The following is a 23,826-nucleotide window of genomic DNA, read 5'->3' as shown; positions in this document are numbered from 1 at the left end:
GAGTTGTCAGGCTGTGGTCGAGAGATGGTCCGCGAGCCGTATCAGCATCGCGTCGCAATCGCGGAGTTGTTCGACGGTCACGAACTCGTCGGGCTTGTGTCCCTGATCCATGCTGCCGGGACCGCATACGACCGTCGGAATGCCCGCTTGGTCGAAGAGCCCACCTTCCGTGCCGAACGCCACCGTGCCGAATTCCGAAGAACCACTCAGCAGCGTGAGCAGACGCGCCGCCTCGCTGTCGGGCCGCGTCGCGAGTCCGGGATACGCGGAAAGCGCTTCGAGGCGGATGTCGGTGTCGGACTTCACGGCGCGCATCTTCGGCAGCAGTTCGGCTTGCGCGTATGTGTGCAGATCGTCGGCGACCGTGTTCGCGTCGAAGCCCGGCAGCGCACGCACTTCGAAGTCGAACTCGCATTCCGCCGGCACGATGTTGAGCGCGCGGCCGCCCTTGATCGTGCCCGTCTGCACGGTGGAATACGGCGGATCGAAACGCGCGTCGTGATGCTCGGGTTGCGCGAGCTTCTCGCCGATCTCTTCCAGCCGATTGATCAGGCGCGCCGCATACTGAATCGCATTGACGCCATACGGTGCATACGCTGAGTGACACGGCGCGCCCTTCACCTGACAACGCATCGCGAGCTTGCCCTTGTGCCCGAGCACCGGCTTCAACGACGTCGGCTCGCCGATCAGACACAGCACGGGCTTTTGCGCGCGTTGCTCCAGTTGCGCGAGCATCGGCCGCACGCCGAGGCATCCGACTTCCTCGTCGTAGGAGAAGGCGAGATGCACGGGCAACCTCAAGGCGCGCTTCGTGAACGTCGGCACCGCGGCGAGCACCGATGCGATAAAGCCCTTCATATCCGCCGCGCCGCGGCCATACAGCCGGCCATCTTTTTCGGTGAGACGGAATGCATCTACGGTCCACGGCTGACCGTCGACAGGCACGACGTCCGTATGACCCGACAGCACGATGCCGCCGCGATCGCGCGGTCCGATCGTCGCGAACAAATTGGCCTTCGTGCGCTCCGCGTTATAGAACAGCTCGCTTTCGACATCATGCTGCGCGAGGTAATCGCGAATGAATTCGATCAACTCGAGATTCGAATCGCGGCTGACGGTCGCGAAGCCAATCAGCCGTTCGAGCAGATCCCGGCTCGTCGCTTCACTCATCGCCCGGCACTCCATAGCTCGGCGCGGCGGTCGGATTCAATGCGCGGGTCACGTAGTCCTGCATCTGCGGCCGGTACGCTTGCCAGAGTACATCGAGCTTGCCGATGGGATCGTCTTCCGCCCAGTCGACGCGCAGATCGACGAGCGGCCAACTTTGCTCGCCCGCGATCTTCAGCGCCGCCGAATGCACGGGGCCAGCTTCGCCGCCCGCTGCAATCGCCGCGTGCATCGCTGTGAGAAGGCGGTCCGCGAGATGGCCGGATGCATTCTCGAACGCGGGAATCATCGCTTCGATCACGTGAATGCCCGCGAGCATGTTGCCCGCCGCGACGCATTGCCTGCCCGCGACCGCGTGATACGTGCCGAGCGCCTGCTTGCCGCTGAAGAACGCGGTGCGGCCTTGCGCATCGATCACGGTCACCTGCCGATACTCGCTCCATTCGTTCGCAGCCAGCGCGCGGTCGAGCGCCGCGGTGGGATCGAGCTTCGCGCTTTCCATGTGGTCGAGAATCTGCGAACCGAGCGCGGGCAGCGTGACGTTCTGCGTCGCGACAACACCGACGCCCGCGCGCACCCAGGGACAACGCGCGCCCACCGCAATGCTCGACGAACTGATCGCGATGCCGAGCTGCCCCGTCTCTTCACCTCGTCCGACGATAGAAAAAGTCATGTGCCCTCCTTTGCGTCGCTCAGACTTGCGCCGGCGTCCATCCATCGGGAATGACGGCGATCACGTCGATCTCCATCAGCCATTCGGGCTGACCGAGCGCCACGACGGTAAGGCCCGTCGAAATCGGAAACACGCCTTTCAGCCACTTGCCGACTTCGCGATACACCGGCTCGCGATAGCGCACATCGGTGAGATAAGTCGTCGTCTTGACGATGTGCGAAAGATCGCTGCCCGCTTCTTCGAGCAACTGCTTCACGTTTTTCATCGCCTGCTCGGCCTGCGCGCGCGGGTCGCCAAGACCGACGAGATTGCCGTCGAAATCCGTGCCGATCTGACCGCGCACATAGACGGTATTGCCCGCACGCACGGCCTGGCAAAGATCGTTATCGAGCGACTGATTCGGATACGTATCCTTGGTGTTGAACATGCGGATACGGGTATGCGTGGGTTGGCTCATCGAATGCACCTTGATACGGGATATGTTTGAAATCAGTTGACGCCCATCTCGCTGACCTTGTGGACGCGCGATTCATCGGATGCGGGCTCGACGCTTTCGACGCGCTTGTCTTCTTCGTGATGTTTCGGCGCGTCGTAATACGCGAGGTATTTGCGCTGCGTGACGATGTGATCGGCGATATGTTTCGCGTCGTGCCACACGCCCCAGATGAACGCCGAGCCTCGGCGCGACAACCACGGCAAGCCGAGGAAATAGATGCCCGGTTCTTTCGCGACGCCGCGCTGATGTTTGGGCTTGCCTTTGTCGTCGAATGCATCGACTTGCAGCCAGGTGAAATCGACGGCATAACCCGTCGCCCAAATGATCGACGTCACGCCTTCCTTCGCCATATCGAGCTCGAGCAGCGGATGCGTCATGCATTCCGGATCTTCGGGAATGATGCGGGCTTCGGGCTCTTCGGGAAGATCGAGGCCGTTGCGTTGCGCGTAGTTATCGGCGGCATCGAGCAATGAAAGATAGTTTTCATCGCCACGGCGAATGTTATCCGCGAGATCGGCTTCGAACGTGACGCGGGTATCGTCGAATGATTTCGTCAGACCGACGAGCGTGATGCCCTGATGCGCGAGACGCCTGAAATCCACCGTATGGCCGCCGCGCGCGCCGCTCACCGCGATCGTCACATGCTCGCGGCCGGGCTTCATCACTTCCGCGTCCCATTCGCCGAGCACGCCGAGCCACCAGCAGAAGTCGCGTCCGCGATAGCCGCGCGGCGGACGGTCGTGCGCGCCGACCGACAGGTACACGCGGCGGCCCGCGCGCTGCAATTCGTCGGCGATCTGCACGCCCGACGATCCCGCGCCCACGACCAGCACGCCGCCTTCGGGCAATTGCTGCGGATTGCGATAGTCGGCGGAATGAATCTGCGTGAGCGAGGCGCTCTTCGGCGCGATCGGCGGAATCACGGGACGCTGGAACGGACCCGTCGCCACGACGATGCGATTCGCATCGATCGTTCCTTCAGACGTGTCGACAGTAAAACCCGGCCGCCCCGCATTGCGCACGACCTTCTTCACTTCGACGCCGGTGCGAATGGGCGCATCGAACTTCTTCGCGTATTCGACGAAGTAATCCGCGACCTGTTCCTTCGATGCGAAAGCGTTGGGATCGAAGTTCGCGAACTCGAGATTAGGGAAACGATCGTGCCACGCGGGGCCATTGGCGACGAGCGAATCCCATCGGCCCGTGCGCCAGCGCTCGGCGATACGATCGCGTTCAAGCACGAGATGCGGCACGCCGAGCCTGCTCAGATGTTCGCTCATCGCGACGCCGGCCTGTCCCGCGCCGACCACGAGCGTGTCGATTGATTTCCTTTCCACTGTCATGGCTATGTCCTTCCGAAAGGCCGTTGTATCCGTGATGTCTTCGAGAAAATCTACGCGCCCCGCCCAAATCTGAAAAATATATTTAAAAAATGCATAGCATCGGATTTGGCTATGCAATGATTTTTGAGCGCTTCACAATGCGGCCCATCGAAGCATGATCCATGGAGCGTCGTCGATGGAAGTTCATCCCTTGCGCTATTCGCTGCGGCAACTACGTTATTTCGTCGTGACGGCGGAAGCGTTGTCGTTCACTGCCGCCGCTAAAAGACTGCATATTTCGCAGCCGTCGATATCGACCGCGCTCGCCGATCTCGAGGAATCGTTCGGCGTGCAACTATTCATCCGGCGTCACGCGAGCGGTCTGTCGCTTACGCAGGCGGGCCGCGATTTGCTCGGGCAAGCGCGCAATCTGCTGAAGATCGCGGAAGAACTGCAAATGGCCGCGAAGGAAATGGATGGCGGCATGACCGGCTCCATCGCGCTCGGCTGCCTCGTGTCGCTCGCGCCGCCGCTGATGCCGGGTCTCATCAGCCGCTTCACGGCCGGGCACGCGGGCATTTCGTTTCGCACGGTCGAGGCGCACCAGGACGGCTTGTTGCGCGGGCTGCATGACGGCTCGCTCGATATCGCGCTCACCTATAGTCTCGATCTCACGGAAGATATCGCTTTCACGCCGCTCATTTCCTTGCCGCCGTATGTGATCCTGCCGAAGACGCATCGGCTTGCACGGGCGCGCAAGGTATCGCTCGCCGACTTGCTGCCCGAGCCTTACGTGATGCTGGATCTGCCGCACAGCCGCGAGTATTTCGCCGCGCTCTTCGATGCGGTCGGCAGCCGCCCCGTGCCCGCGTTTCGTTCATCGCAGCCGGAAGTCGTGCGCGGCATGGTGGCGAACGGTCTCGGCTATAGCATCCTCAATTTTCCGCTCAAATCGAATCGCACGGTGGACGGCGAAGACTTCGTGATTAAGCGCTTCAAGGACAACGTCAACGCGACGACGCTGGGCATCGCGCAATCGCGCACGATGCGCCCGAGACAGGTCGTGCATCGCTTCTCGTCGTTTTGCGAGACTTATATCCGGCGATTGCATATCGATACATGATGCGCGCCGTCGAATAAAGAAGTTATGCGCGCTGCATAGGTAAAAGCTTTGCTTTGTATCCGAAAACAATATTTTGGCTGGCAATTTGGCTTGATAGATTGATGTCCATGTCGTGCGCAACGCCTTGAAACCTCGCGCTGCCACGCTTCCCCGGGGAGGAACATGGAGAGCCTCATGACAAGGACCATCGCGGTGCAAACGCTCATCGACGAAATGCGGTCGAATTGCGAACGATCATTCAGCGATGCGCGCGCCATGCCGCCCGGTGTCTATACTTCGCCCGAGTTTTTGGCTCTCGAAGAGCGCGAGATCTTCGCGCGCGAATGGCAATGCGTCGGCCGCGCAAGCGCGTTGAAAGAGCCCGGCGACTATCTGACGGCGCAGCTCGGCGAGCAACCGGTAGTCGTAGTGCGCGACGAGCAGATGCAGCTCAAGGCAATGTCCAATGTGTGCCTGCATCGCATGTCGGTGCTGCTCGAAGGACGCGGCAACAAGCGCCGTATCGTGTGTCCGTATCACGCGTGGAGCTATGGACTCGACGGCGAATTGAAGGGCGCGCCCCTCATGGAACGGCAAGAAGGGTTCTGCAAGGAAAGCTATAGATTGCCCGCCGTGCACTGCGAGGAATGGCAAGGCTGGATCTATGTGACGCTCAATGAAAGTGCGCCGCCCGTTCAAAAGCAACTCGCTGAATTGAGCGAACTCATCGGCGCATACGGCATGACCGACTACATCGAAACTTTCTATGAAGAGCACGTGTGGGATACCAACTGGAAAATCCTCGCGGAAAATTTCATGGAAAGCTATCACTTGCCGATGCTGCATCGCGCAACCGTAGGGCCGCATTCGAGGCTCGAAGAGATGGAGTGCCCGCCAGGCTACCCCGCGTTCAACTATCACTGGATCACGAAGGAAGCGAGCTTGCCGATCGGCAATGCGCATCCGGACAACACGCGCTTATCGGGTCACTGGCGCAAGACGACCGCGCTGCTCGCGATCTACCCGACGCATCTCGTCACGCTCACGCCCGGCTATTTCTGGTATCTCGTGCTGCAACCGCGCGGCGTCGGGCAAGTGCATATACGCTTCGGCGGCGGGCTCGCGCCTGAATTCATCGCCGATCCGGAAGCGAACGCGCATATGACGACGTTGAAGAAGCTGCTGGACGAAGTGAACGCGGAAGACAGGCGCGGCGTGGAAGCGGTGTTTCGCGGCGTGCATGCGCCGCTCGCGAAGCCCGGCAATCTGAGCCATCTCGAACGGCCCAACTACGACTTCGCGCGCTATATCGCGGCGAAGCTCGCACAGCATTGAAAGACAGGACGCGATCACGATGTCAGACCCTTCCTTCATCTCCTTCTCGGGCGTGAGCAAATCGTATGACGGCGCGCACTATGTCGTGGAGGACCTGAACCTCGACGTGCGCAAGGGAGAGTTTCTTTCGCTGCTCGGACCGTCGGGCTCAGGCAAGACGACCACGCTCATGATGCTCGCGGGCTTCGAAACGCCGACACAAGGCGAGATTCGCCTCGATGGCAGGCGTCTGGACGACAAGCCGCCGCATCAACGCGACATCGGCATGGTGTTTCAGAACTACGCGCTTTTTCCGCATCTGACGATTGCGGAGAACGTCGCGTTTCCGCTTTCCGTGCGTCGTATGAGCCGCGCCGAGCAGAAGGTGCGCGTCAAGCGCGCACTGGAGATGATCGAGCTTCCGCATCTCGCGAACCGGCGTCCCTCGCAGCTTTCCGGCGGCCAGCAGCAGCGCGTCGCGCTCGCGCGCGCGCTCGTGTTCGAGCCGAGCGTCGTGCTGATGGACGAGCCGCTCGGCGCACTGGATAAGCGCCTGCGCGAAACGATGCAATACGAAATCATGCGGCTGCATCGCGAGCTCTCGCTGACGATCGTCTACGTGACGCACGATCAGGCCGAAGCATTGACGATGTCCGACCGCGTCGCCGTCTTTTCCGATGGCCGCATCCAGCAGGCCGCCACGCCAAGCGAGCTCTACGAGAACGCGCAGAACGCATTCGTCGCGAACTTCGTCGGCGAGAACAACGGGCTCACGGGGCACGTCACCAGCGTGAACGACGAATGGGCGATGCTCGCGTTATCGGATGGCAGCATCATTCGCGGACGCTGCGAACACGGCCTGCGCGCCGGCGACGAAGCGATGCTCGCGCTGCGTCCCGAACGCGCGCATATCGCGGGCGCGGAAGGCGCACAAGCCGACGAGCACAGCAACGTCGTGCGCGCCTGCGTCGAGGAACTCGTGTATTGCGGCGATCATCATCGCGTGCATCTGAAGCTGGGCTCGCGCGATTCCATCGTCGTGAAAGTGCCCAACACGCAGCGTCATGCATTGCCCGCAGCCGGCAGCACGATCGAAATTGCATGGCGTCACGACGACTGCAAGATTCTCGCGATGATGGCGCTAAAGAGCGCCCCCGCGATTGCCCCAACCACACCGCCCTCACCTTCCCTCATCTCGACCGCACCCGCAGGAGCCAACTGACATGCGCACTCACATCAAAGCACAATGCGCCGCACTCGCAGTATTTGCGTTTGCAACGATCCCGACACACGCGGCGGAAACGCTCTCCGTCGTGACTTTCGGCGGCGCATACGAAGCCGCTGCGAAGAAGGCCTGGTTCGAACCGTTCACGCAGGCGACGGGCGTGAACTTCTCGACCGAATCGTACGACGGCGGCCTCGCCAAGCTCTCCGCGATGGAGCAAGCGAAGAACACGACGTGGGATCTGATCGATCTCGAAACCAACGACGCGATCACCGCATGCGATGAAGGATTGCTGCAGAAGTTCGACAAGAAGTCGCTCGGCAAGACGAGCGATTTCATTCCCGGCTCGATCAGCGATTGCGCGGTCGCGAGCATGGTCTGGTCCACCGTCTATGCTTACGACGCAAGCAAGCTGAAGACCGCGCCGAGCACCGTCAACGACTTCTTCGACTTGCAGAAGTATCCCGGCAAGCGCGGCTTGCGCAAGTCGCCGAAAGTGTCGATGGAATGGGCGTTGATCGCCGACGGCGTCGATCCGAAGGATGTGTACAAGGTGCTCGGCACGCCCGCCGGCGTCGATCGCGCCTTCAAGAAGCTCGACACGATCAAGAAGAACATCGTGTGGTGGGAGTCGGGCGCACAGGCGCCGCAGTTGCTCGCCGACGGCGCTGTCGTGATGGTGCAGGCCTATAACGGCCGCATAGACGATGCCGCGAAGAAGGACAACAAGCCTTTCAAGGCGGTGTGGGATGCGCAGGTCTACGACTTCGAATGGTGGGCGATTCCGACGGGCGCGAAGCACGCGGATACGGCCGCGAAGTTCATCGTGTCGCAAGCGCAGCCGAAGGCATCGGCGGATCTGTCGAAGTACATCGCGTATGCGCCGCCGCGCAAGGACGCGGTTGCGCTCGTCGACAAGCAGCGTCTCGCCGACATGCCGACCGCGCCGGATAACTTCAAGCGCGCCGTGCAGATCAACGCGAATTTCTGGGCCGATAACGCCGACCAGATCAACAAGCGCTTTCAGGTGTGGCTGACGCAGTAACGCCGTTCGACGACCCGAGGACTTCATGCCTGCATCGATCCACGCGCCCGCCACCGGTTCCCCGACGAGAGCCGATGGCCGTGCCTCGTATCAAAGAGCGCGCCGCCGCGCATCGGTGCAGGCGTTGTTGCTTGCATTGCCGTTGATCGTGTTTCTGCTGTCGACGTTCATCGCACCGATCGCGCTCCTGCTCGCGCGCAGTGTCGAGAACAAGGAAGTGCCGGGCAGCATGCCCGCGCTCACGCGCGCGCTCGATGCATGGGATGGGCGCGGCGTGCCCGATGAACATACGTTCGCGCTGCTCGCGGCCGGACTCAAGGAGGCGCAGCAGAGCGGGCAGCTCGGCACCGTCGCGCGCAGGCTCAACTTCGCGCAGCCCGAGTTTCGCAGCCTCTTGATGCGCACCGCGCGCAGCGTTCGCGACGACACGCCGCCTGCGTGGAAGCCCGCGTTGATCGAGATGGACGAACGCTGGAATTCGCCTGAAATATGGCGTCTTCTGAAGCGCGCGGCCACATCGCCGACGCCCGACTATCTGCTCGCCGCGGTCGATGCGCAAGTGACGCCGCAAGGCAATGTCGCATTCGTGCCGGATAACTCGTCGGTGTATCGGCAGGCGTTCCTGCGCACGATATCGATCAGCGCGTCGGTCACGCTGCTGTGCCTCGTGCTGGGTTATCCGGTCGCGTGGCTGCTCGCCAATTTGCCGGCGCAAAGCAGCAACCGCCTGATGCTCTTCGTGATCGTGCCGTTCTGGACGTCGCTGCTCGTGCGCACGACGGCCTGGTACGTACTGCTGCAACCGGGCGGCGTCATCAACGGTCTGTTGATGGGACTCGGCCTCGCGACGCATCCGGTGCCGCTCATCTTCAATCGCGCGGGCGTGTTGATCGGCATGACGCACGTGCTTCTGCCGTACATGATTCTCGCGATCTATTCGGTGATGAAAGGCGTATCGCCCGTGTACGTGCGAGCGGCGCAATCGCTCGGCGCGCATCCGTTCGTCGCGTTCGTGCGCGTCTATATTCCGCAGACGCTGCCGGGCGTCGGCGCAGGCTGCTTTCTCGTCTTCGTGCTCGCGCTCGGTTACTACATCACGCCCGCTTTGCTCGGCGGCGCAGGCGATGAAATGATCAGTCAACTCATTGCGCTGCAAACGAACACGCAACTCAACTGGGGACTTGCGGGCGCGCTATCGGCGTATCTCGTAATCTTCACGGCGATCTTTTACTTCCTGTTCAACCGCATCGTCGGCATCGACCGGTTGCGCTTCGGTTGAGGAGTCCTGCTGCCATGACAGAGCCACGCAACAAGGTGCTGACCGAACGCATCGCATCGCGCTGGGTGCGCGTGCATACCGCGATCGTGCTGTTCTTTCTCGTCGCGCCGATTCTCGCGATCATCCCGCTCTCGTTCAATTCGGGATCGTATTTCTCGTATCCGTTGCAGGGCTTTTCGCTGCGCTGGTACGAGCAGGCGCTGACGAGTTCCGACTGGCAGCGCTCGTTGTTGAACAGCATCGGCATCGGGGCGGCATCGACGTTGATCGCCACGTGTCTTGGCACGCTTGCCGCACTCGGTCTTTCGCGTTCGCAATTTCCGCTGCGCTCGGTAATCATGCCGATCATCATCTCGCCGATGATCGTACCTATCGTCGTCGTTGCGGCGGGCTTCTATTTGATCTTCGCGCCGCTCGGGCTCGTGAACTCGTATCCTGGCGTGATCTTCGCGCACGCGGCGCTTGGCACGCCGTTTGTCGTGATCACGGTGACGGCCTCGTTGTTGTCGTTCGACCAGAGCCTCTTGCGCGCGGCATACGGCCTCGGCGCGACGCCGTGGACGGCGTTCCGTCGTGTGACCTTGCCGCTCATCACGCCCGCTGTGGCCACGGGCAGCGTGTTCGCCTTCGCGACTTCGTTCGATGAAGTGATCGTGATTCTGTTTATCGGCGGGCCGGATCAGCGCACCGTGCCACGGCAGATGTGGAGCGGTATTCGCGATTCGATCGATCCTTCGATTCTTGCGGTTGCGACCATGCTGATTGTCTTTGCCGTGTTGCTTTTTGCCAGCATCAATTGGTTGCGGGGGCGGGCGGCGGAAGCGAGCCGCGGTCTCGTTTAGTTTTTTTGCCGGATCCCGGTTATCCGGCAAAAACCAACTCTCAAACCGTCGCTTCAACCTGCCGCCGCGGCAACATCCGATCAAACTCCCGCTTGACGATGCCGTAACACTCACACGCACGCTCTTCGAGCCCAGCACGATCCAGAATCTTGATGCACCCACGGCTATGATGAATCAGCCCCGCATCATGCAGCTTGCCCGCAGCTTCCGTCACACCTTCGCGGCGCACGCCCAGCATATCGGCGATCATCTGCTGCGTGACGCGCAATTGATCCGACGGCGTGCGGTCCGTCTGAATCAGCAACCAACGGCACAGTTGCTTCGACAGCGAGTGATGACGGTTGCACGCAGCCGTCTGCGCAACTTGCGTGAGCAGGGCTTGCATGTACAGCAACATCACGCGACGCAAGAAGTCCGAGCGACCGAAGTGCTCGCGCAACGCGCCCGCGCTCATGCGATATGCGAACCCAGCGCATTGCACCTGGACGCGCGTCGGCATGGTGTCGCCGCCCGTCAGCACCGGAACGCCCGACATCCCTTCACGACCGACCGCCGCGACTTCAACGGAGCCGCCGTCTTCCATCGTATGCAACAGCGAAATGATCGCCGTGGTCGGAAAATAAACGTGATGAATGCGTTGGCCGGAATCGCACAACAACTGCTCCGTGCGCAACTGGACGAGTTCGAGATGAGGGGCGATGGCTTGCCATTCTTGTGCCGGAAGCGCACCCAACAGATGATTGCCGTGCAGGTCTGATTGAAGAGTCAACATTTTTTTAGTCTCGTGCGTGTGCGCGTCGCGCTTTTGATTTCTTCTGGCTCGCAACAGGATTCGTGTATGCATCTATCGGCGTACATCGAACCCTGTTGCGACCAGCCCCGTAGCACGAATCCACCGCTCTTATCTGTTGTTGAAGGATCGCGGTGACCTTCGTGCGTGGTCATACATTAGCGAGAGGTGTGCCAGCGCACGCCAATCCTTATACCAGTTGGGGTTTGCGCGGGGCCGCACGCAGCGGGGCACAGCGTGCGCTCAAGTACGAACAAAATTGATTCAATCGTGAAAGGCGACCTTCATACAGATCGCGCACGATGCCCGGGCGATGCCAAACGTTTTCCTCTGGCGAATGTCTTGTCGCAAGGGGCATCGGGCGGGGCGTACATCGGCAAAAGGCTGCTGAATGGAGGCCTCGAAGCCTTATCGCAGCGGAAACGCGCCGCGCTCGCAAAATGTTGCAAAGATGGTTAACGGCTGCCGGTGCTGCTTTTGAAGGTCCGTTACTGCGATCGCGTCGAGCCTTATATGGCGGGCCTCCGCGCGATTGGTCCACATCCTCGACTCGATGCACGCGTGATTCGAGGCAGTTTAGAGCCGCCGCGAAAAACGTTGCATTGCTTATACCTAAGCCGATTCGCGACTCGGGAGGCGCTTAAAAGAATCGAACATGAATGTGGTTCATGCCTCGTTGAACAGGCTTCGTTCGTGCGCAGGCATCGGTCGCGGCGCCATGGGCGACACACTTAGATCCGCTTGAGCGTAACGATGAGCGACGTCATGGAGACTCCACGAAAAGCGAAACGGCAATCGACCTCGAAGGCCGCGTGTCGATCTATCAAGCGGAACAGGAAGGCCTCATCTTTCCCGAGCCGCCGACGTTTTCGAGCCACGCCGAACATCGACGGTATTTGAAGGAGCGTCTTGTCGCAGCGTGCCGTGCGTGCGCGTTACAGGACTTCGATTACGGTTTCGCGGGCCACCTCACCGTGCGCGATCCGGAGAATCCGTCGCTCTACTGGACCAACCCGATGGCCGTTCACTTCGCGCAAGTGAAGGTCTCGAACCGGATCTGCGCCGATCACCAGGGCAATGTCGTCGAAGGCAATTACGCGCTCAATCGCGCGGGCTTCGTGCTGCATGCCGCCGTGCATGAGCAGCATCAGGACGTCGTCGCGATGTGCCATGCGCATACCGTCTACGGCACCGGGTTCGCGGCGCTCGGCAAGCTGCTCATACCGATGTCTCAGGACGTTCTTTGAAAACCATGTCGTGATCGGCGATGAAGCAGGCAAGGCGGCCGTCGAGGTGAAGGGCGTGAACAAGGTCGCGAACGCGTTTCAGGGCGTAAAGGCCGCGATTCATCAGAATCATGGGCTGCTTGCCGCGAGCCGTCATAGTATCGATCCGGCGGCGTTCTGGTTTATTGCGCTTGAGCGGTGTTGCCAGCAGTTGATGGTGGAGGCGACCGGGGTTACGCCGAAGCTTGTGGCCGAGGATCGGGCGCGGTATAGGCGGGAGCATGTGGAAGTGACTACGTCGGCTGGCTGCATTTTCAGACGATATGGAATGACTTGGTTGCGAGGCAGCCGGATATGTTTGATTGAGCGGGCGGGTTTGTCGCGGCGCCTTGCCTTCGGCCGAGGCTTCGTTAGGTGGCGACCGCCAAAGCGGAGGGATGGATAAGCCGCGTCATCAAAAAGCCGCGCCCTCGAATTCCATGAGCGGATACAGCGTCTCCCTCCCGTCGATGTCCACCACCAGCCGCATCGCATGGTGGAAGCTCGCATAGCGCCCCACGAAGCGGGCGAGCACATCGCCGAAGAGCGTCGCGTCGCCCGGCCCGTCGAAGGCGGTCGCGTCGAGCCGGACATGAACGCGGATCTCGAACTGCATATGCCGCTTCCCCGTCGTCCGATGTTCGGCCAGCTGTACGTCTCGAATCGCTTTGATGCGTCGCTCGATGCCGTCGTCATGTGACCAGTCGTAGAGTTCCAGTGCTTCGCGCAAGACCGGCGCGCCCGCCATCCCGATCATGTTCAATTCGTTCGAGCAACCCGCCGCGAAGTGCCCCAGCACGCGCCAGTCGTATTCAGGGTGATGGCGCGGCGGATACAGCGGCAGGGTCGGAGCGGTGAGGTTGCGCACCGACGCGATCCCGGTGAAGCCCGACACCGTCTGGGTGATCGTCGCCTCGGCAAGCGCCATGCGCGGCAAGCGGCTGTTGTTCGCGAGCGCGCGCACGGTCAGATAGCGGTCCGGTTGCGGACGGTTTTCATCGTGTTGCGCTTCCGCCTGGAAGCGTTCCCATAACTGTCCCGAAAGCGTCAGCCAGAGCTCGCGTCCGGTCACGCCGAAGCGCTTCGAACTGCGAAAGTACCGTTCCGGATTCTCGTAACGCAGCATCCAGCCGCGGTGCCGGAAGCTCGTGAACGCCCGATAGGCATGGCGCGCGCTATCTTCCCGATCGGCCGCCGTGACCGCAAGCACGTCGTACGGCTCGATGTGACCGTCCACGCCCGGCTGCACGAGAACGCGGTGCTCACGGTCATGCCAATCCGTGGGCCGCAAGGGCAACGCATCCACTTCAAAGAGATTGATCACGGGCGTGCAGAACAGGCGAAAGCTCTCGCGACTAATCGGATAATTGCCGGGCACGGCTTCATCCAGTTCGATCTCGAAGGTCATTTGCGACTCGCCCGCCGGCAACACCGAGGCGTCGAAGCCGCACAGATCGACGAAGTGAAATTTCTGCGGAAACACGAAATACTCCAGCAGCGTCTGTTCGCGATCGAGACTGCGGTCACGCTCGGGTTCGGTTACCGGCCACAGCCTCGCCGACGGCCCGAAACCCGCCGCTTCGAAGCATACGCCATCCAGGAGCAGCAACTCGCCATTGCGCAGCGAGGGCAGACGCAGACCGATCGACGCGACCTGACGTGTCAACGCGGCATACAATGCGGCCGAGGCGGGCCGGTCACCATACAGATACAGCCGAATGCGCGAGAGGTCCGCGGCCTCGCGCTGCTCGCCCAGCCAGAGTCGGAACGTGAGGCGGATGACCGTGCGCCCGCCGTCGCGCACCGCAACGACCGCATCCTCCACCGAGAGCGGCAGCAACTGAACGGCCTGCGTCGTACGATAAAGACACTGCACCTGATCCGGACCGACGGGCGTCGAGCGCACTACGGCCCGTGCGGGAATCTGCGCCGCCGTCGCAGCTCCACGGCCGAGCGGCGTACATTCGATGATCGACATCGACGGAATCGCCCGCGCCGCATGTTCGTAAAGGTTGTCGATCAGCGCCTCGGTGAACTCCGGGTTGCCGTCATCGAGCTTCATGCGCAGACGCGCCATGAGCAGCGCGAAGCCCTCGAAGGTCGCACGCACGCTGTCGCCCAGCTCGCCATAGCGCATTCCCATGCGGCGAGCGGCGTCGGGCTGCGCTTTGGCGAACTCGCCCGACACCGCTTGCAGATAACGCATCTCAGCGTCGAAGTATTTGAGGAACGGGTTCTCGTGTTCGGGCGCAGATTGCTTCCACGGCGCGGTCATGGTTGCATCCCCGGTGGCAACGGCGGCAGGGACGCGAGTCCGGCAAGCGCGCCGCCCTTGCCGATCATGAAGATGCGCTGCGGCATCTTGAAGCCGCGCAGTTTGAGAAGATCGAGCGGTCCCGCGCCCACCTGCGCCTTGAGGTCATAGTGCAGCGTAACGCCGTTGCCTTGATTGAAGGTCAGCGCATAAGTGGTGCTGTCCAGCGGCTTGACCTGCGCCGTGCCGAGCAAGCGCAGCCATGCCCAATCGCCATTGGCGGCGAACGCCATGCGCATCACGTTCTCGCCCGCCGAGTGCTGGACTGATTTCGGCGTGGTGAATGCCATGCCGCCCGGGGCGCTCGCCAGCAACCCGGCGTCGCGCAACTGGTTCAGCCCGTCCAGCAGCGTCGCCTGCGTGGCCTTGTCCGCTGGATCGCCCTTGGCTTGCGTTGTCGCCGTTGCCAGTTCCGTGACACGCTGCAACGCGGCCCTCAGTTGCGCAACGGCTGTGGGCATCTCGAGGTGCGGCGTGTCGGCGCCGGCCGCCGCATCCGCCGTAAAGAACAGTCCTTTCGCCGCGCGCACCGTGCCCCACGCCTGGGTCGTCGTTTCGAACCCTTCGCCTCTTGGGAGCTTCTTACTGTTGAGCAGATACCCCTGGTTGAATGCCGACTGCCCGTACACCGTCGCAATGCGCGCGCTTTCCTTGCCCTGCAGATCATTGAACACGGTCTCCGCGCCGCGCAACGGCGAGCGCCAGATCGCGTAGCTGAACATCGCTTCCGCGCCGTGCACCACATCCGGATGAGAATAGTCGTGCAGCGCGCCGATGATGTGCATGCGATCCACATCCGCATGCGCCGCCCCCAGCAGAACCTCCGTCGACGGTAGCAAGGGCGAGTGAAACCCTCCCTGATACGACGAGGAAGGACGCAGCAGACGCAACTTCAGCAACTGTTTATCGTCATTGGCCGTGCCCTGCAGAAACTTCGGCAGCACCGGATAGCGCCCGTGCTCGTCCATACATCCGTATGGCGACGAATCGAATGTCGTCACCACGCCGACGACCGGTCCCTTCAAGAACCGCCAATCGCGCTCGTAGTCGAACGCGGGACGGTACGCCAGATGCGCGGGCATCGCCTTGAAGCGAACGAACGCCGGCTTCGTGCGGCTGCCCTTCATCGTCATCGACTCGACGACGAATCCGTATGGCGCATTCGTCAGCTTCGTATTCGTCAGCTTGACCACTACGCCCGGCGCCACGCCTTTCGCGTTGGTCGTGCCCGAGACCTTGATCTGTTTTGCGATCTGTTCGTCGCGCCGTGTCTGTGCCAGCGCATCACCTTGCTGCGACGTCAGATGAAGTTCCGCGCTGCGGTTGATCCGACCGAACACCGATTGGTCGTTCGCCTCATCGGAGACGCTGGCCGTGACTCGCAGCGGAGCCTCCGGCGTGCGGTAATTGCGCTCCCACAACTCGATCGTGGCCGGCACCAGTGCGCGCGTCTCGCTGACAGACAGCGCCGCCTCGTGCCAGTTGCCGTTCATACTCGAGTTGGAGAGCAGGGGCACGTCGATCGAGCGGACGTAGGCACGGGGGTTATCGATAAACACGAGGATATCGAGTTGACCATCCTTGCCGCGGCCCTGTTTATAGAACCAGCCGATGCCCTTGCGTTTCGCGTGACGCGCTATGAAGTCCCAGACGGACTCCTCGTACATCACGACCTGCTCCATCTTCTCCTGCACGCTTTCCAGGTGGAACTCGATGTCGAAAGCATCGAAGTTCTTCCGATCCACCAGCAGTTGCGTCACCATCTCCTGAAAGGTGACGTCCTTGTACACGCCTGAACCATGCACGCGCTTGCAAAGCGCGGCAAACCTGGGCTCGATGCGCAGCTTATAGGTCGCCTCCTCGCGGTTCGCGCTGATGCGTTTGAAGCGTGTGACGATGCCGTTGAAGGCCGCGGCCTCATGATCGACATGCTCGACGTAGTTCACCGACGGCACGGCCACCCGCTCGTCGATCTGCAGACCTGCGCGCCGTCCAACGCACAGCTTGCCGTCGATATCGAGCTGCGGCGAGGTCACGGTCACCTCTACCGTGTAGTCGTCGCACAAGCCCGCCTTGACCTTGAACTTGAGCACGTCAAGGCCGAGATCGAGCGTGCCGATCCAAATCCTCAAATGCTGGGTGAGGCGCGCGCTCGGATGGCTCAGTGCATCGGTTAGATTTTTTGTGACAGCGTTCATATGCACCCCTATCTTGCGAACGAAACGGTGTCTTATCGCTCGTTCAAGCTTCGCCGTGGAATTTAGGGTTGCAACGGAAAACCGTCAATCGAATCGTCCGATCAATGGCGACAAATGGGATTAGTCCCATGAAGCGAGACAGCGGTCTCGTTCGGAGCGACCGATGCGCCGCCGACCGCATCGCCCGTTTTTTGTATGATGGCAGACCACCCATCCCGCCAACCCGAGGACCATCGTCATGCCCGCCACCACCCAATTCGACCACGTTTCCGTCATCACACGCGCCAACGTCTACTTCGACGGCAAGTGCGTATCGCACACCGTTCTCTTCGCCGACGGCACGAAAAAAACGCTCGGCGTGATCCTCCCCGGTACGCTCAACTTCGGCACGGACGCGCCCGAGCTCATGGAAGTGCAAGCCGGCCAATGCCGGATCCGCCTCGACGGCAGCGACGAATGGAAGACGTACGTCGCAGGCGAATCGTTCTCGGTGCCGGGCAAGAGCCGCTTCGACATCGACGTGATCGACACGCTCGACTACGTCTGCAGTTACCTCTAATCGAATCGGTGTCCAATTTTCAGCGATGTCCACGTTTCGTGTACACTCCATAAAACTGGACACCGAGCCGCCCTCATGCCCCCGCACGCCGAGCAACTCGTCGAAGCCGCCGCAGCCGCCTTCAGCGACGCGACCGGCCTCGGCGCGCGCCGCGTCAAGCCGCCCGCGCGCGGCAAATACGACGCCGCCATCGAATTCCGCATCGGCGGCGCGCGTTTCAAACGTCCCGTCGTCGTGCGGGAAAACATCGACCGCTTCAGCGCGCTATCCGCGTTCAGCGCATCGATCACGCACGACAGCGGCGCAAACCCCACGCTCGTCACCCCGTATCTCTCGCCGGACATGATCCGCGCGTGCCGCGAAACCGGCGTCGATGCGCTCGATCTCGCCGGCAACGCAAGCCTCATCGAAGGCAATAGCGTCGTGATCGTTTCGGGCCGTCCGCGCGTGGCGCGAGGCAAGGCGGATCGTTCCAGAACCTGGACCAAGTCGACACTGCGCGTCGCGCTGGCGCTCCTCATCACGCCTTCGCTACTGGAGCGCGGTTATCGCGACATCGCGCAGAACGCGGGCGTCAGTCACGGCACGGTGCAGAACGCCGTGCGCGCGCTCATCGATCATCGCGACGTGTTCGAACGGCCCGATGGCCGCGGTCTGCAATTCGCCGACAAGGAACGGCTCATCGACGAATGGGTTACGCTGTATCCGCGGCAATTGCGCGAGTCGCTCGTCATCGGGCGTTATCGCGCGGAGTCGAACGACTGGTGGCGCGACGCGCCCGATCTGCCAGGTCAATGCCAATTCGGCGGCGAGCCCGCCGCGGCGATACTCACCGAATACCTGAAACCGGCGACGGTCACCGCCTATTGCGCCGATACCGTGCCGCGCAAGTGGATCATGCAGGCGCGACTGCGGCCCGATCCCGCCGGAAACGTCGAATTCCTGCGCGCGCCCGTCGCGCTCGCGCCCATCGAGGGGCTGCCGCCGAACGTCGTCGCGCCGCTGATCGTCTATGCCGATCTCGTTGCGAGCGGCGATCCGCGCAATCTCGAAACCGCCAGGATGCTGCGTGAACGCTATCTCGCCGCTTGAATTGCTGTCGCATCGCCCGATCGCCGGCGTCATGTCGACGATGCTGCGCGAAGTCGTCGCCGCATCGGATGCCACCGGCATCGCGTGGTTCGTCGGCGGCGCGAGCGCGCGCGACATCCTGCTCACGCACGTCCACGACATCGAGGCGACGCGCGCAACCGCCGACATCGACATCGGCATTTCGATTCGAAGCTGGACCGGCCACGACGCATTGCGACGCGCGCTGCTCGCATCGGGCAATTTCACGGCGCCGAAGGGCTCGGCGCATCGGCTGAATTACACCGCGCCGCAAACCGGCGAGCGCACATGGCTCGACATCGTGCCGTTCGGCGGCGTGCAGGACGCGCACGGCGAGATCGCGTGGCCGCCGGACGGCTCGGTGCGGATGAACGTCGCGGGTTTTCGGCAGGCGCTCGATGCGGCCATCGAAGTGCGCATCGAACGGGATCTCGTCGTGCCAGTCGCGTCGCTGCCCGCGCAGGCGATGCTCAAGGTCGTCGCGTGGCAGGACCGGCACGCGGCGGATCGCAAGGACGCGATCGACCTGCTCTTTCTGATGGCGCATTACGCGCAAGCGGGCAATCTCGACCGACTTTATTCCGACGCCTTCGATCTCGTCGAACGCCACGGCCACGATCCGGATATCGCGGGCGCGGCGCTGCTCGGGCGCGACACCGCGGCCATCGCACATGATGTCGATCTCCGCGCGCAGATGCTCGCGATCCTGCGCACGGACGATCCCGCGCCGCCGATTCTCACGCACATGCTCGGCTCGCGCATGCCGGTCTTCGAAGCCGAAACGTCGGAGCGGACCGCCGCGCTGTTCTACGCGTTCCGCGACGCGTTCAGAAGTTAGCCATTGCGAAACAGATAGCTGTAAGCGTTGAGCGCGGGCACGCCGCCGAGATGCGCGTACAGCACCTTCGAGCCTTCGGGGAATTCGCCGTTGTGCACCATCTGGATCATGCCGTCCATCGACTTGCCTTCGTAGACGGGATCGGTCAGCACGCCTTCGAGCCGCGCGCAAAGCCTGATCGCCTCCAGCGTGCCTTCGTTCGGCAGGCCGTATTCGGGACCGCCGAAGCGCGTGTCGAGAATCACGTCCTCGCGCGCGATGTCCTGGCCGAGATCGACGAGCGCCGCCGTGTGCTTCGCGATGCGCACAATCTGATCGTGCGTCTGCTGCGGTTTCGCCGATGCATCGATGCCGATCACGCGTCGCGCGCGCCCGTCCGCCGCGAAGCCGACGACCATGCCCGCCTGCGTGCTGCCCGTCACCGAGCACACGACGATGTAATCGAAGCTGAAGCCGAGTTCGGCTTCCTGCGCGCGCACTTCCTCCGCAAAGCCGACGAAGCCGAGCCCGCCGAGCGGATGCTCCGAGCAACCCGCCGGCACCGGAAACGGCTTGCCGCCCGCAGCGCGCACGCTGTCCATCGCGTCCTGCCAGCTTTTGCGGATGCCGATATCGAAGCCGTCCGCGACGAGGCGCACGTCCGCGCCCATCATCCGCGACATCTGGATATTGCCGACGCGGTCATAGACGGCATCGGAGTAATTGACCCAGTTCTCCTGCACGAGCACGCATTTCATGCCGAGATGCGCCGCGACCGCCGCGACCTGACGCGTCTGGTTCGACTGCACGCCGCCGATCGACACGAGCGTGTCGCACCCTTCGGCGATCGCTTCGGGGATCAGATATTCGAGCTTGCGCGTCTTGTTGCCGCCGAACGCGAGGCCGCTGTTGCAGTCCTCGCGCTTGGCATACAGCTCGACCTTGCCGCCGAGATGCGCGGAAAGGCGCTTGAGCGGCTGGATGGGCGTCGGTCCGAAAGTCAGCGGATAACGGGGAAAACGTTGCAGGTTCATGGTCGGCATCCTCGTGAGGGTGGAACAACCATCGTAGAGAGTGTCGGGACGGGCCGGGTTGCGAAAAAAATGCTTTCGACCTAACGTTTTCTGAGGTATCCGCGTAGCTACGAACTTTTATTTTCCTGAAAACCGACACGAAGCAATGAAAAAAACCTCATCGAATCCGAACCCGCAACAGGCGGGCGTCCAGACCGATCGCGTCGATCGCGCGATCCTGCGTCAATTGCAGCGCGATGCGTCGATCTCCAACGTCGCGCTCGCGGAGAAGGTCAATCTGAGCCCACCAGCATGTTTGCGGCGCGTCGAGCGGCTGCGCGAAGCGGGACTGATCCGCGCGACCGTCGCCCTGCTCGACCCGAAAGCGCTCGACGCCGGCATGCTCGTGCTGATCGGCGTAATCCTCGACCGCTCGACGCCGGACTCCTTCGCCGATTTCGAAAAGGCCGCGCAGAAAGTGCCCGGCTGCATGGAGTGCCATGTCGTGACGGGCGAGTTCGATTTCTTCATGCTGATCCGCACGCGCGACAGCGAGAGCTTCAACCGGCTTCACGCCGAGAAGCTGCTCTATCTTCCCGGCGTGCGCCAGATCCGCACGTTCGTCGTGCTGCGCGAAATTCTTTCAACGACGGCGTTTCCGATCGGCGAGCGCGCGCCGTCACCCCGATGACAAATTTGCGAAAGACCTGCTGAAAAATTACGCTACGATTCAGGGTTTTCCATGTCTGGACATCCCGCTTCGTTGTGACCGCGTCTGATTTCAAAGCCTTGGCCAAGGCGATTCTGGCTCGCCTCGCGTCGCGGCTGCGTCCGCATCTGCGGCCCCGCACGCTGCTTCTGCTGCCTGCCCTCTTCCTGCTCTACGTGCTCGTGCTGATTCCGTTCACGCCGGGCATCCGCGATATCCGCAAGGCGAAGGTCGATCAGCCCGCGCAGGTCTATTCCGCCGACGGCAAGCTCATCGCCGAATTCAAGCCGACGCATCGCGAATGGGTGAGCCTCAAGCAAATCTCGCCGCAAGTGATCGACGCGCTCATCGCGACGGAAGACCGGCGCTTCTATCAGCATCACGGGATCGATTTCAGGCGCACCGCCGGCGCGGCGCTGCATACTTTCTCGGGCGACCGACAGGGCGGCTCGACGCTTACGCAACAGCTCGCGCGCAATCTGTACCCCGAGGAAATCGGCCGCTCGCAGACGCTCACGCGCAAGCTGAAGGAAGCGATCACCGCGTTCAAGATCGAAGCGCTCTATTCGAAAGACGAGATCCTCGAAACCTATCTGAACACGGTGCCGTTTCTCTACAACGCCTACGGCATCGAAATGGCCGCGCGCACTTATTTCGATAAATCCGCGGGCCAGCTCGACGTGCTCGAGAGCGCAACGCTCATCGGCATGTTGAAGGGCAACAGCTATTACAACCCGGTGATCAATCCGGAGCGCGCGCTCGACCGGCGCAACATCGTGCTCGGGCAGATGGTGAAGTTCGGCCATCTGCCGGCCGCGAAGCTCGACGCGCTCAGAAAGCGCCCGTTGCGCATCGACTTCGAGCGGCAGACGGAAGAGCCGGGCCGCGCGCCGCACTTCGCGCAGCAGTTGCGCAAGTGGCTGATCGGCTGGGCCGACGACAACGACTACAACATCTATTCCGATGGCCTCGTCGTGCGCACGACCATCGACTCACGTCTGCAGACGATGGCGACGAACGCGCTCGCGCTGCAGGGCAATCAGTTGCAGTCGATCGCGAACGCGGCCTGGGGTGGCCGCGGAGGCTGCGCGAACACGAACGCGGATCTGGCGCATGCGTTCATCCGCGAGACGGATCAGTATCGCGCGCTGCGCATGAGCGGCACGAACGATGCCGATGCCATCAAGAAACTCGGCTCGGACCGCGCGTTCATGCAGGCGCTGTGCGAGGACAAGACGCGCGTGCAGGCCGCGTTTCTGGCGCTCGATCCGCGCAACGGCCAGATCAGGGCGTGGGTCGGCAGCCGCGATTTCACGCAGGATCCGTTCGATCACGTCGCGCAGGCGCACCGCCAACCCGGCTCGACGTTCAAGCCCTTCGTCTACGGCGCGGCGTTCGAGCGCGGCGCAAAGCCGACCGACACGTTCATCGATCAGGCCGTGGAGATTCCGGTGCGCGGCGCCGAAACCTGGCGCCCGACCGACGACTCGCCGCCGTCGGGCCGCCCGGTGAGCCTGCGCGACGGCATCGCGTATTCGAAGAACCGCATCACCGCGCAGCTGATGGAACAGGTCGGGCCCGGACGCGTCGCGCGGCTCGCGCGCGACATGGGCGTGCGCGACAGTCATCTCGACGTGGTGCCGTCGCTCGCACTCGGCACGAGCCCGGTCACGTTGAAGGAGATGGTGTCGGCGTACGGCACCATCGCGAACGACGGTAGCTATATAGAGCCGCTGCTCGTCACGCGCATCGAAAACAAGGACGGCGACGTGCTCGCGCAGTTCGAGAGCACGCCCGAGCGCGCGCTGTCCGTCGATGCGACGCGCAAGCTCGTCGACGTGATGCGCGACGTGATCAACCGCGGCACGGGCACGGCGATCCGCACGCGCTTCGGCATCCGCGCGGACGTGGCGGGCAAGACCGGCACGACGCAGGACAACGCGGACGGCTGGTTCATCCTGATGCATCCGCAACTCGTGGCGGGCGCGTGGGTCGGCTTTAACGACAGCCGCGTCACGCTGCGCAGCGACTACTGGGGACAAGGCGCGCATAGCGCACTGCCGATCGTCGGCGACTTCATGCAGCGCTCGCTGCGCTCGCATCTGATCGACGCACGCGCGCGCTTCGACACGCAGGAAACGCCGGGCTGGTGGCAAACGATCGCCACGCGCGTGCGGACCTGGTTCGACGAAACGTTCTCGGCATCGCCGAAGCCGGGTAAGCCGAAGACCGCGCAGACGGCGTCGCAGCCTCCCGTGCGCGCGAAGCGCGCCGCTTCCGAGCCGGTGGCCGAAGTGACGGAAGAGCCGCCGCAACCGCCCGTGTTTACGACAATGCCACCGATTCTGCCGTCGCCGGGCGATAGCACGAGCGATCCGGCGGCGGCGTCATCGCCCGACGCTGCCTCCGTCGCGCAGCCATAGCGAGAGTGACCGCGCCGCTATGCGCGCCCGCGCACACAGCGTGCGCGCAAATGGTGCTTCGATGCATCCAGGCGAAACAAGTCCACCGGAGATTTCGCCGCGCACAATGGCGCGCTGTGGCCACACGCGCCAGCCAATCGGAACGAAGACCGGATTTTTTCCG

At 62.4% G+C, this 23,826-nt stretch carries 19 protein-coding genes and 1 pseudogene; 12 read left to right on the top strand and 8 right to left on the bottom strand.

Annotated elements, in window-relative coordinates:
- Positions 1-6: 6 nt before the first annotated feature.
- Genes argE through NCS28_RS30600 form a run of 4 tightly spaced genes read right to left on the bottom strand, consistent with a single transcriptional unit; the run spans position 7 to position 3,679 of the window.
- Positions 7-1,170 carry an acetylornithine deacetylase gene (gene argE, locus NCS28_RS30615; RefSeq protein ID WP_250517538.1) on the bottom strand — a complete coding sequence of 388 codons (1,164 nt, stop codon included), beginning with the start codon at positions 1,168-1,170 and terminating at the stop codon, positions 7-9.
- Positions 1,163-1,840: a DUF1028 domain-containing protein gene (locus NCS28_RS30610; protein WP_250517537.1), complete on the bottom strand. Its 678-nt coding sequence runs from the start codon at positions 1,838-1,840 to the stop codon at positions 1,163-1,165. The genes argE and NCS28_RS30610 overlap by 8 nt, the downstream gene beginning before the upstream one ends.
- A 19-nt stretch (positions 1,841-1,859) precedes the next feature.
- Positions 1,860-2,297, bottom strand: coding sequence for a RidA family protein (locus tag NCS28_RS30605; RefSeq protein ID WP_250517536.1), 438 nt, complete (start codon positions 2,295-2,297; stop codon positions 1,860-1,862).
- A 32-nt stretch (positions 2,298-2,329) separates the two neighbouring features.
- A complete protein-coding gene (locus tag NCS28_RS30600) occupies positions 2,330-3,679 on the bottom strand; it encodes a flavin-containing monooxygenase (RefSeq protein ID WP_250517535.1) in 1,350 nt (449 codons plus the stop codon).
- Between the two features lie 175 nt (positions 3,680-3,854).
- Between NCS28_RS30600 and NCS28_RS30595 the strand changes: the two genes are divergently transcribed.
- The 6 genes from NCS28_RS30595 (at position 3,855) to NCS28_RS30570 (ending at position 10,465) form a co-directional block, all read left to right on the top strand.
- On the top strand, positions 3,855-4,781 hold the full coding sequence (locus tag NCS28_RS30595) for a LysR family transcriptional regulator (RefSeq protein WP_250517534.1): 927 nt from the start codon (positions 3,855-3,857) through the stop codon (positions 4,779-4,781).
- 174 nt (positions 4,782-4,955) lie between these two features.
- Positions 4,956-6,095: an aromatic ring-hydroxylating oxygenase subunit alpha gene (locus tag NCS28_RS30590; protein ID WP_250517533.1), complete on the top strand. Its 1,140-nt coding sequence runs from the start codon at positions 4,956-4,958 to the stop codon at positions 6,093-6,095.
- Positions 6,096-6,114: 19 nt separating this feature from the next.
- Entirely contained in the window at positions 6,115-7,296 is a 1,182-nt protein-coding gene (locus NCS28_RS30585; protein ID WP_250517532.1) for an ABC transporter ATP-binding protein, read from the top strand.
- A 1-nt stretch (position 7,297) separates the two neighbouring features.
- Positions 7,298-8,344, top strand: a complete 1,047-nt coding sequence (locus NCS28_RS30580; protein WP_250517531.1) for an ABC transporter substrate-binding protein — start codon at positions 7,298-7,300, stop codon at positions 8,342-8,344.
- Between the two features lie 25 nt (positions 8,345-8,369).
- Positions 8,370-9,623 (top strand): ABC transporter permease, encoded by a 1,254-nt coding sequence (locus tag NCS28_RS30575; protein ID WP_250517530.1) that lies wholly within the window; start codon positions 8,370-8,372, stop codon positions 9,621-9,623.
- Positions 9,624-9,637: 14 nt separating this feature from the next.
- Positions 9,638-10,465 (top strand): ABC transporter permease, encoded by an 828-nt coding sequence (locus NCS28_RS30570; RefSeq protein ID WP_250517529.1) that lies wholly within the window; start codon positions 9,638-9,640, stop codon positions 10,463-10,465.
- Between the two features lie 40 nt (positions 10,466-10,505).
- Here the strand turns inward: NCS28_RS30570 and NCS28_RS30565 are convergent, their stop codons facing one another.
- A complete protein-coding gene (locus tag NCS28_RS30565) occupies positions 10,506-11,237 on the bottom strand; it encodes a Crp/Fnr family transcriptional regulator (protein WP_250517528.1) in 732 nt (243 codons plus the stop codon).
- 812 nt (positions 11,238-12,049) lie between these two features.
- Here NCS28_RS30565 and NCS28_RS30560 point away from each other — a divergent pair.
- Positions 12,050-12,847, top strand: a pseudogene (locus NCS28_RS30560) (class II aldolase/adducin family protein).
- Positions 12,848-12,935: 88 nt separating this feature from the next.
- On the opposite strand, the gene tssF reads toward NCS28_RS30560, so the two are convergent.
- On the bottom strand, positions 12,936-14,795 hold the full coding sequence (tssF, locus tag NCS28_RS30555) for a type VI secretion system baseplate subunit TssF (protein WP_250517527.1): 1,860 nt from the start codon (positions 14,793-14,795) through the stop codon (positions 12,936-12,938).
- Positions 14,792-16,927 carry a type VI secretion system Vgr family protein gene (locus NCS28_RS30550; protein ID WP_250517526.1) on the bottom strand — a complete coding sequence of 712 codons (2,136 nt, stop codon included), beginning with the start codon at positions 16,925-16,927 and terminating at the stop codon, positions 14,792-14,794. The genes tssF and NCS28_RS30550 overlap by 4 nt, the downstream gene beginning before the upstream one ends.
- Positions 16,928-17,270: 343 nt before the next feature.
- Here NCS28_RS30550 and ppnP point away from each other — a divergent pair, with 343 nt between their 5' ends.
- The 3 genes from ppnP to NCS28_RS30535 all read left to right on the top strand — a co-directional run bounded on the left by ppnP (position 17,271) and on the right by NCS28_RS30535 (position 19,539).
- A complete protein-coding gene (ppnP, locus tag NCS28_RS30545) occupies positions 17,271-17,591 on the top strand; it encodes a pyrimidine/purine nucleoside phosphorylase (protein WP_250517525.1) in 321 nt (106 codons plus the stop codon).
- A 75-nt stretch (positions 17,592-17,666) separates the two neighbouring features.
- Complete coding sequence (locus NCS28_RS30540; RefSeq protein ID WP_250517524.1) at positions 17,667-18,683, top strand: type IV toxin-antitoxin system AbiEi family antitoxin; 1,017 nt, start codon at positions 17,667-17,669, stop codon at positions 18,681-18,683.
- Complete coding sequence (locus NCS28_RS30535) at positions 18,661-19,539, top strand: nucleotidyl transferase AbiEii/AbiGii toxin family protein (RefSeq protein ID WP_250517523.1); 879 nt, start codon at positions 18,661-18,663, stop codon at positions 19,537-19,539. The genes NCS28_RS30540 and NCS28_RS30535 overlap by 23 nt, the downstream gene beginning before the upstream one ends.
- On the opposite strand, the gene NCS28_RS30530 is transcribed toward NCS28_RS30535, so the two are convergent.
- Positions 19,536-20,552, bottom strand: coding sequence for a 1-aminocyclopropane-1-carboxylate deaminase (locus tag NCS28_RS30530; protein ID WP_250517522.1), 1,017 nt, complete (start codon positions 20,550-20,552; stop codon positions 19,536-19,538). The genes NCS28_RS30535 and NCS28_RS30530 overlap by 4 nt on opposite strands.
- A 145-nt stretch (positions 20,553-20,697) precedes the next feature.
- On the opposite strand from NCS28_RS30530, the gene NCS28_RS30525 reads away from it, so the two are divergent.
- Both NCS28_RS30525 and NCS28_RS30520 read left to right on the top strand, forming a co-directional pair.
- The gene (locus NCS28_RS30525; protein WP_250517521.1) at positions 20,698-21,222 is read left to right on the top strand and encodes an Lrp/AsnC family transcriptional regulator; all 525 of its coding nucleotides are present in this window, start codon (positions 20,698-20,700) and stop codon (positions 21,220-21,222) included.
- A 74-nt stretch (positions 21,223-21,296) separates the two neighbouring features.
- The gene (locus NCS28_RS30520; protein WP_502801257.1) at positions 21,297-23,663 is read left to right on the top strand and encodes a penicillin-binding protein 1A; all 2,367 of its coding nucleotides are present in this window, start codon (positions 21,297-21,299) and stop codon (positions 23,661-23,663) included.
- The last annotated feature ends 163 nt before the right edge of the window (positions 23,664-23,826 follow it).

The sequence above is a fragment of the Caballeronia sp. INDeC2 genome, from assembly GCF_023631325.1.
GTDB lineage: Bacteria > Pseudomonadota > Gammaproteobacteria > Burkholderiales > Burkholderiaceae > Caballeronia.
The sequence above is the reverse complement of the archived record's forward strand: the minus strand, read 5'-3'. Positions and strand labels throughout refer to the sequence as shown.

Coding starts and splice junctions, on each gene's coding strand:
- argE (WP_250517538.1), bottom strand. CDS start 1,170: ATGAGTGAAGCGACGAGCCGGGATCTGCTCGAACGGCTGATTGGCTTC.
- NCS28_RS30610 (WP_250517537.1), bottom strand. CDS start 1,840: ATGACTTTTTCTATCGTCGGACGAGGTGAAGAGACGGGGCAGCTCGGC.
- NCS28_RS30605 (WP_250517536.1), bottom strand. CDS start 2,297: ATGAGCCAACCCACGCATACCCGTATCCGCATGTTCAACACCAAGGAT.
- NCS28_RS30600 (WP_250517535.1), bottom strand. CDS start 3,679: ATGACAGTGGAAAGGAAATCAATCGACACGCTCGTGGTCGGCGCGGGA.
- NCS28_RS30595 (WP_250517534.1), top strand. CDS start 3,855: ATGGAAGTTCATCCCTTGCGCTATTCGCTGCGGCAACTACGTTATTTC.
- NCS28_RS30590 (WP_250517533.1), top strand. CDS start 4,956: ATGACAAGGACCATCGCGGTGCAAACGCTCATCGACGAAATGCGGTCG.
- NCS28_RS30585 (WP_250517532.1), top strand. CDS start 6,115: ATGTCAGACCCTTCCTTCATCTCCTTCTCGGGCGTGAGCAAATCGTAT.
- NCS28_RS30580 (WP_250517531.1), top strand. CDS start 7,298: ATGCGCACTCACATCAAAGCACAATGCGCCGCACTCGCAGTATTTGCG.
- NCS28_RS30575 (WP_250517530.1), top strand. CDS start 8,370: ATGCCTGCATCGATCCACGCGCCCGCCACCGGTTCCCCGACGAGAGCC.
- NCS28_RS30570 (WP_250517529.1), top strand. CDS start 9,638: ATGACAGAGCCACGCAACAAGGTGCTGACCGAACGCATCGCATCGCGC.
- NCS28_RS30565 (WP_250517528.1), bottom strand. CDS start 11,237: ATGTTGACTCTTCAATCAGACCTGCACGGCAATCATCTGTTGGGTGCG.
- tssF (WP_250517527.1), bottom strand. CDS start 14,795: ATGACCGCGCCGTGGAAGCAATCTGCGCCCGAACACGAGAACCCGTTC.
- ppnP (WP_250517525.1), top strand. CDS start 17,271: ATGCCCGCCACCACCCAATTCGACCACGTTTCCGTCATCACACGCGCC.
- NCS28_RS30540 (WP_250517524.1), top strand. CDS start 17,667: ATGCCCCCGCACGCCGAGCAACTCGTCGAAGCCGCCGCAGCCGCCTTC.
- NCS28_RS30530 (WP_250517522.1), bottom strand. CDS start 20,552: ATGAACCTGCAACGTTTTCCCCGTTATCCGCTGACTTTCGGACCGACG.
- NCS28_RS30525 (WP_250517521.1), top strand. CDS start 20,698: ATGAAAAAAACCTCATCGAATCCGAACCCGCAACAGGCGGGCGTCCAG.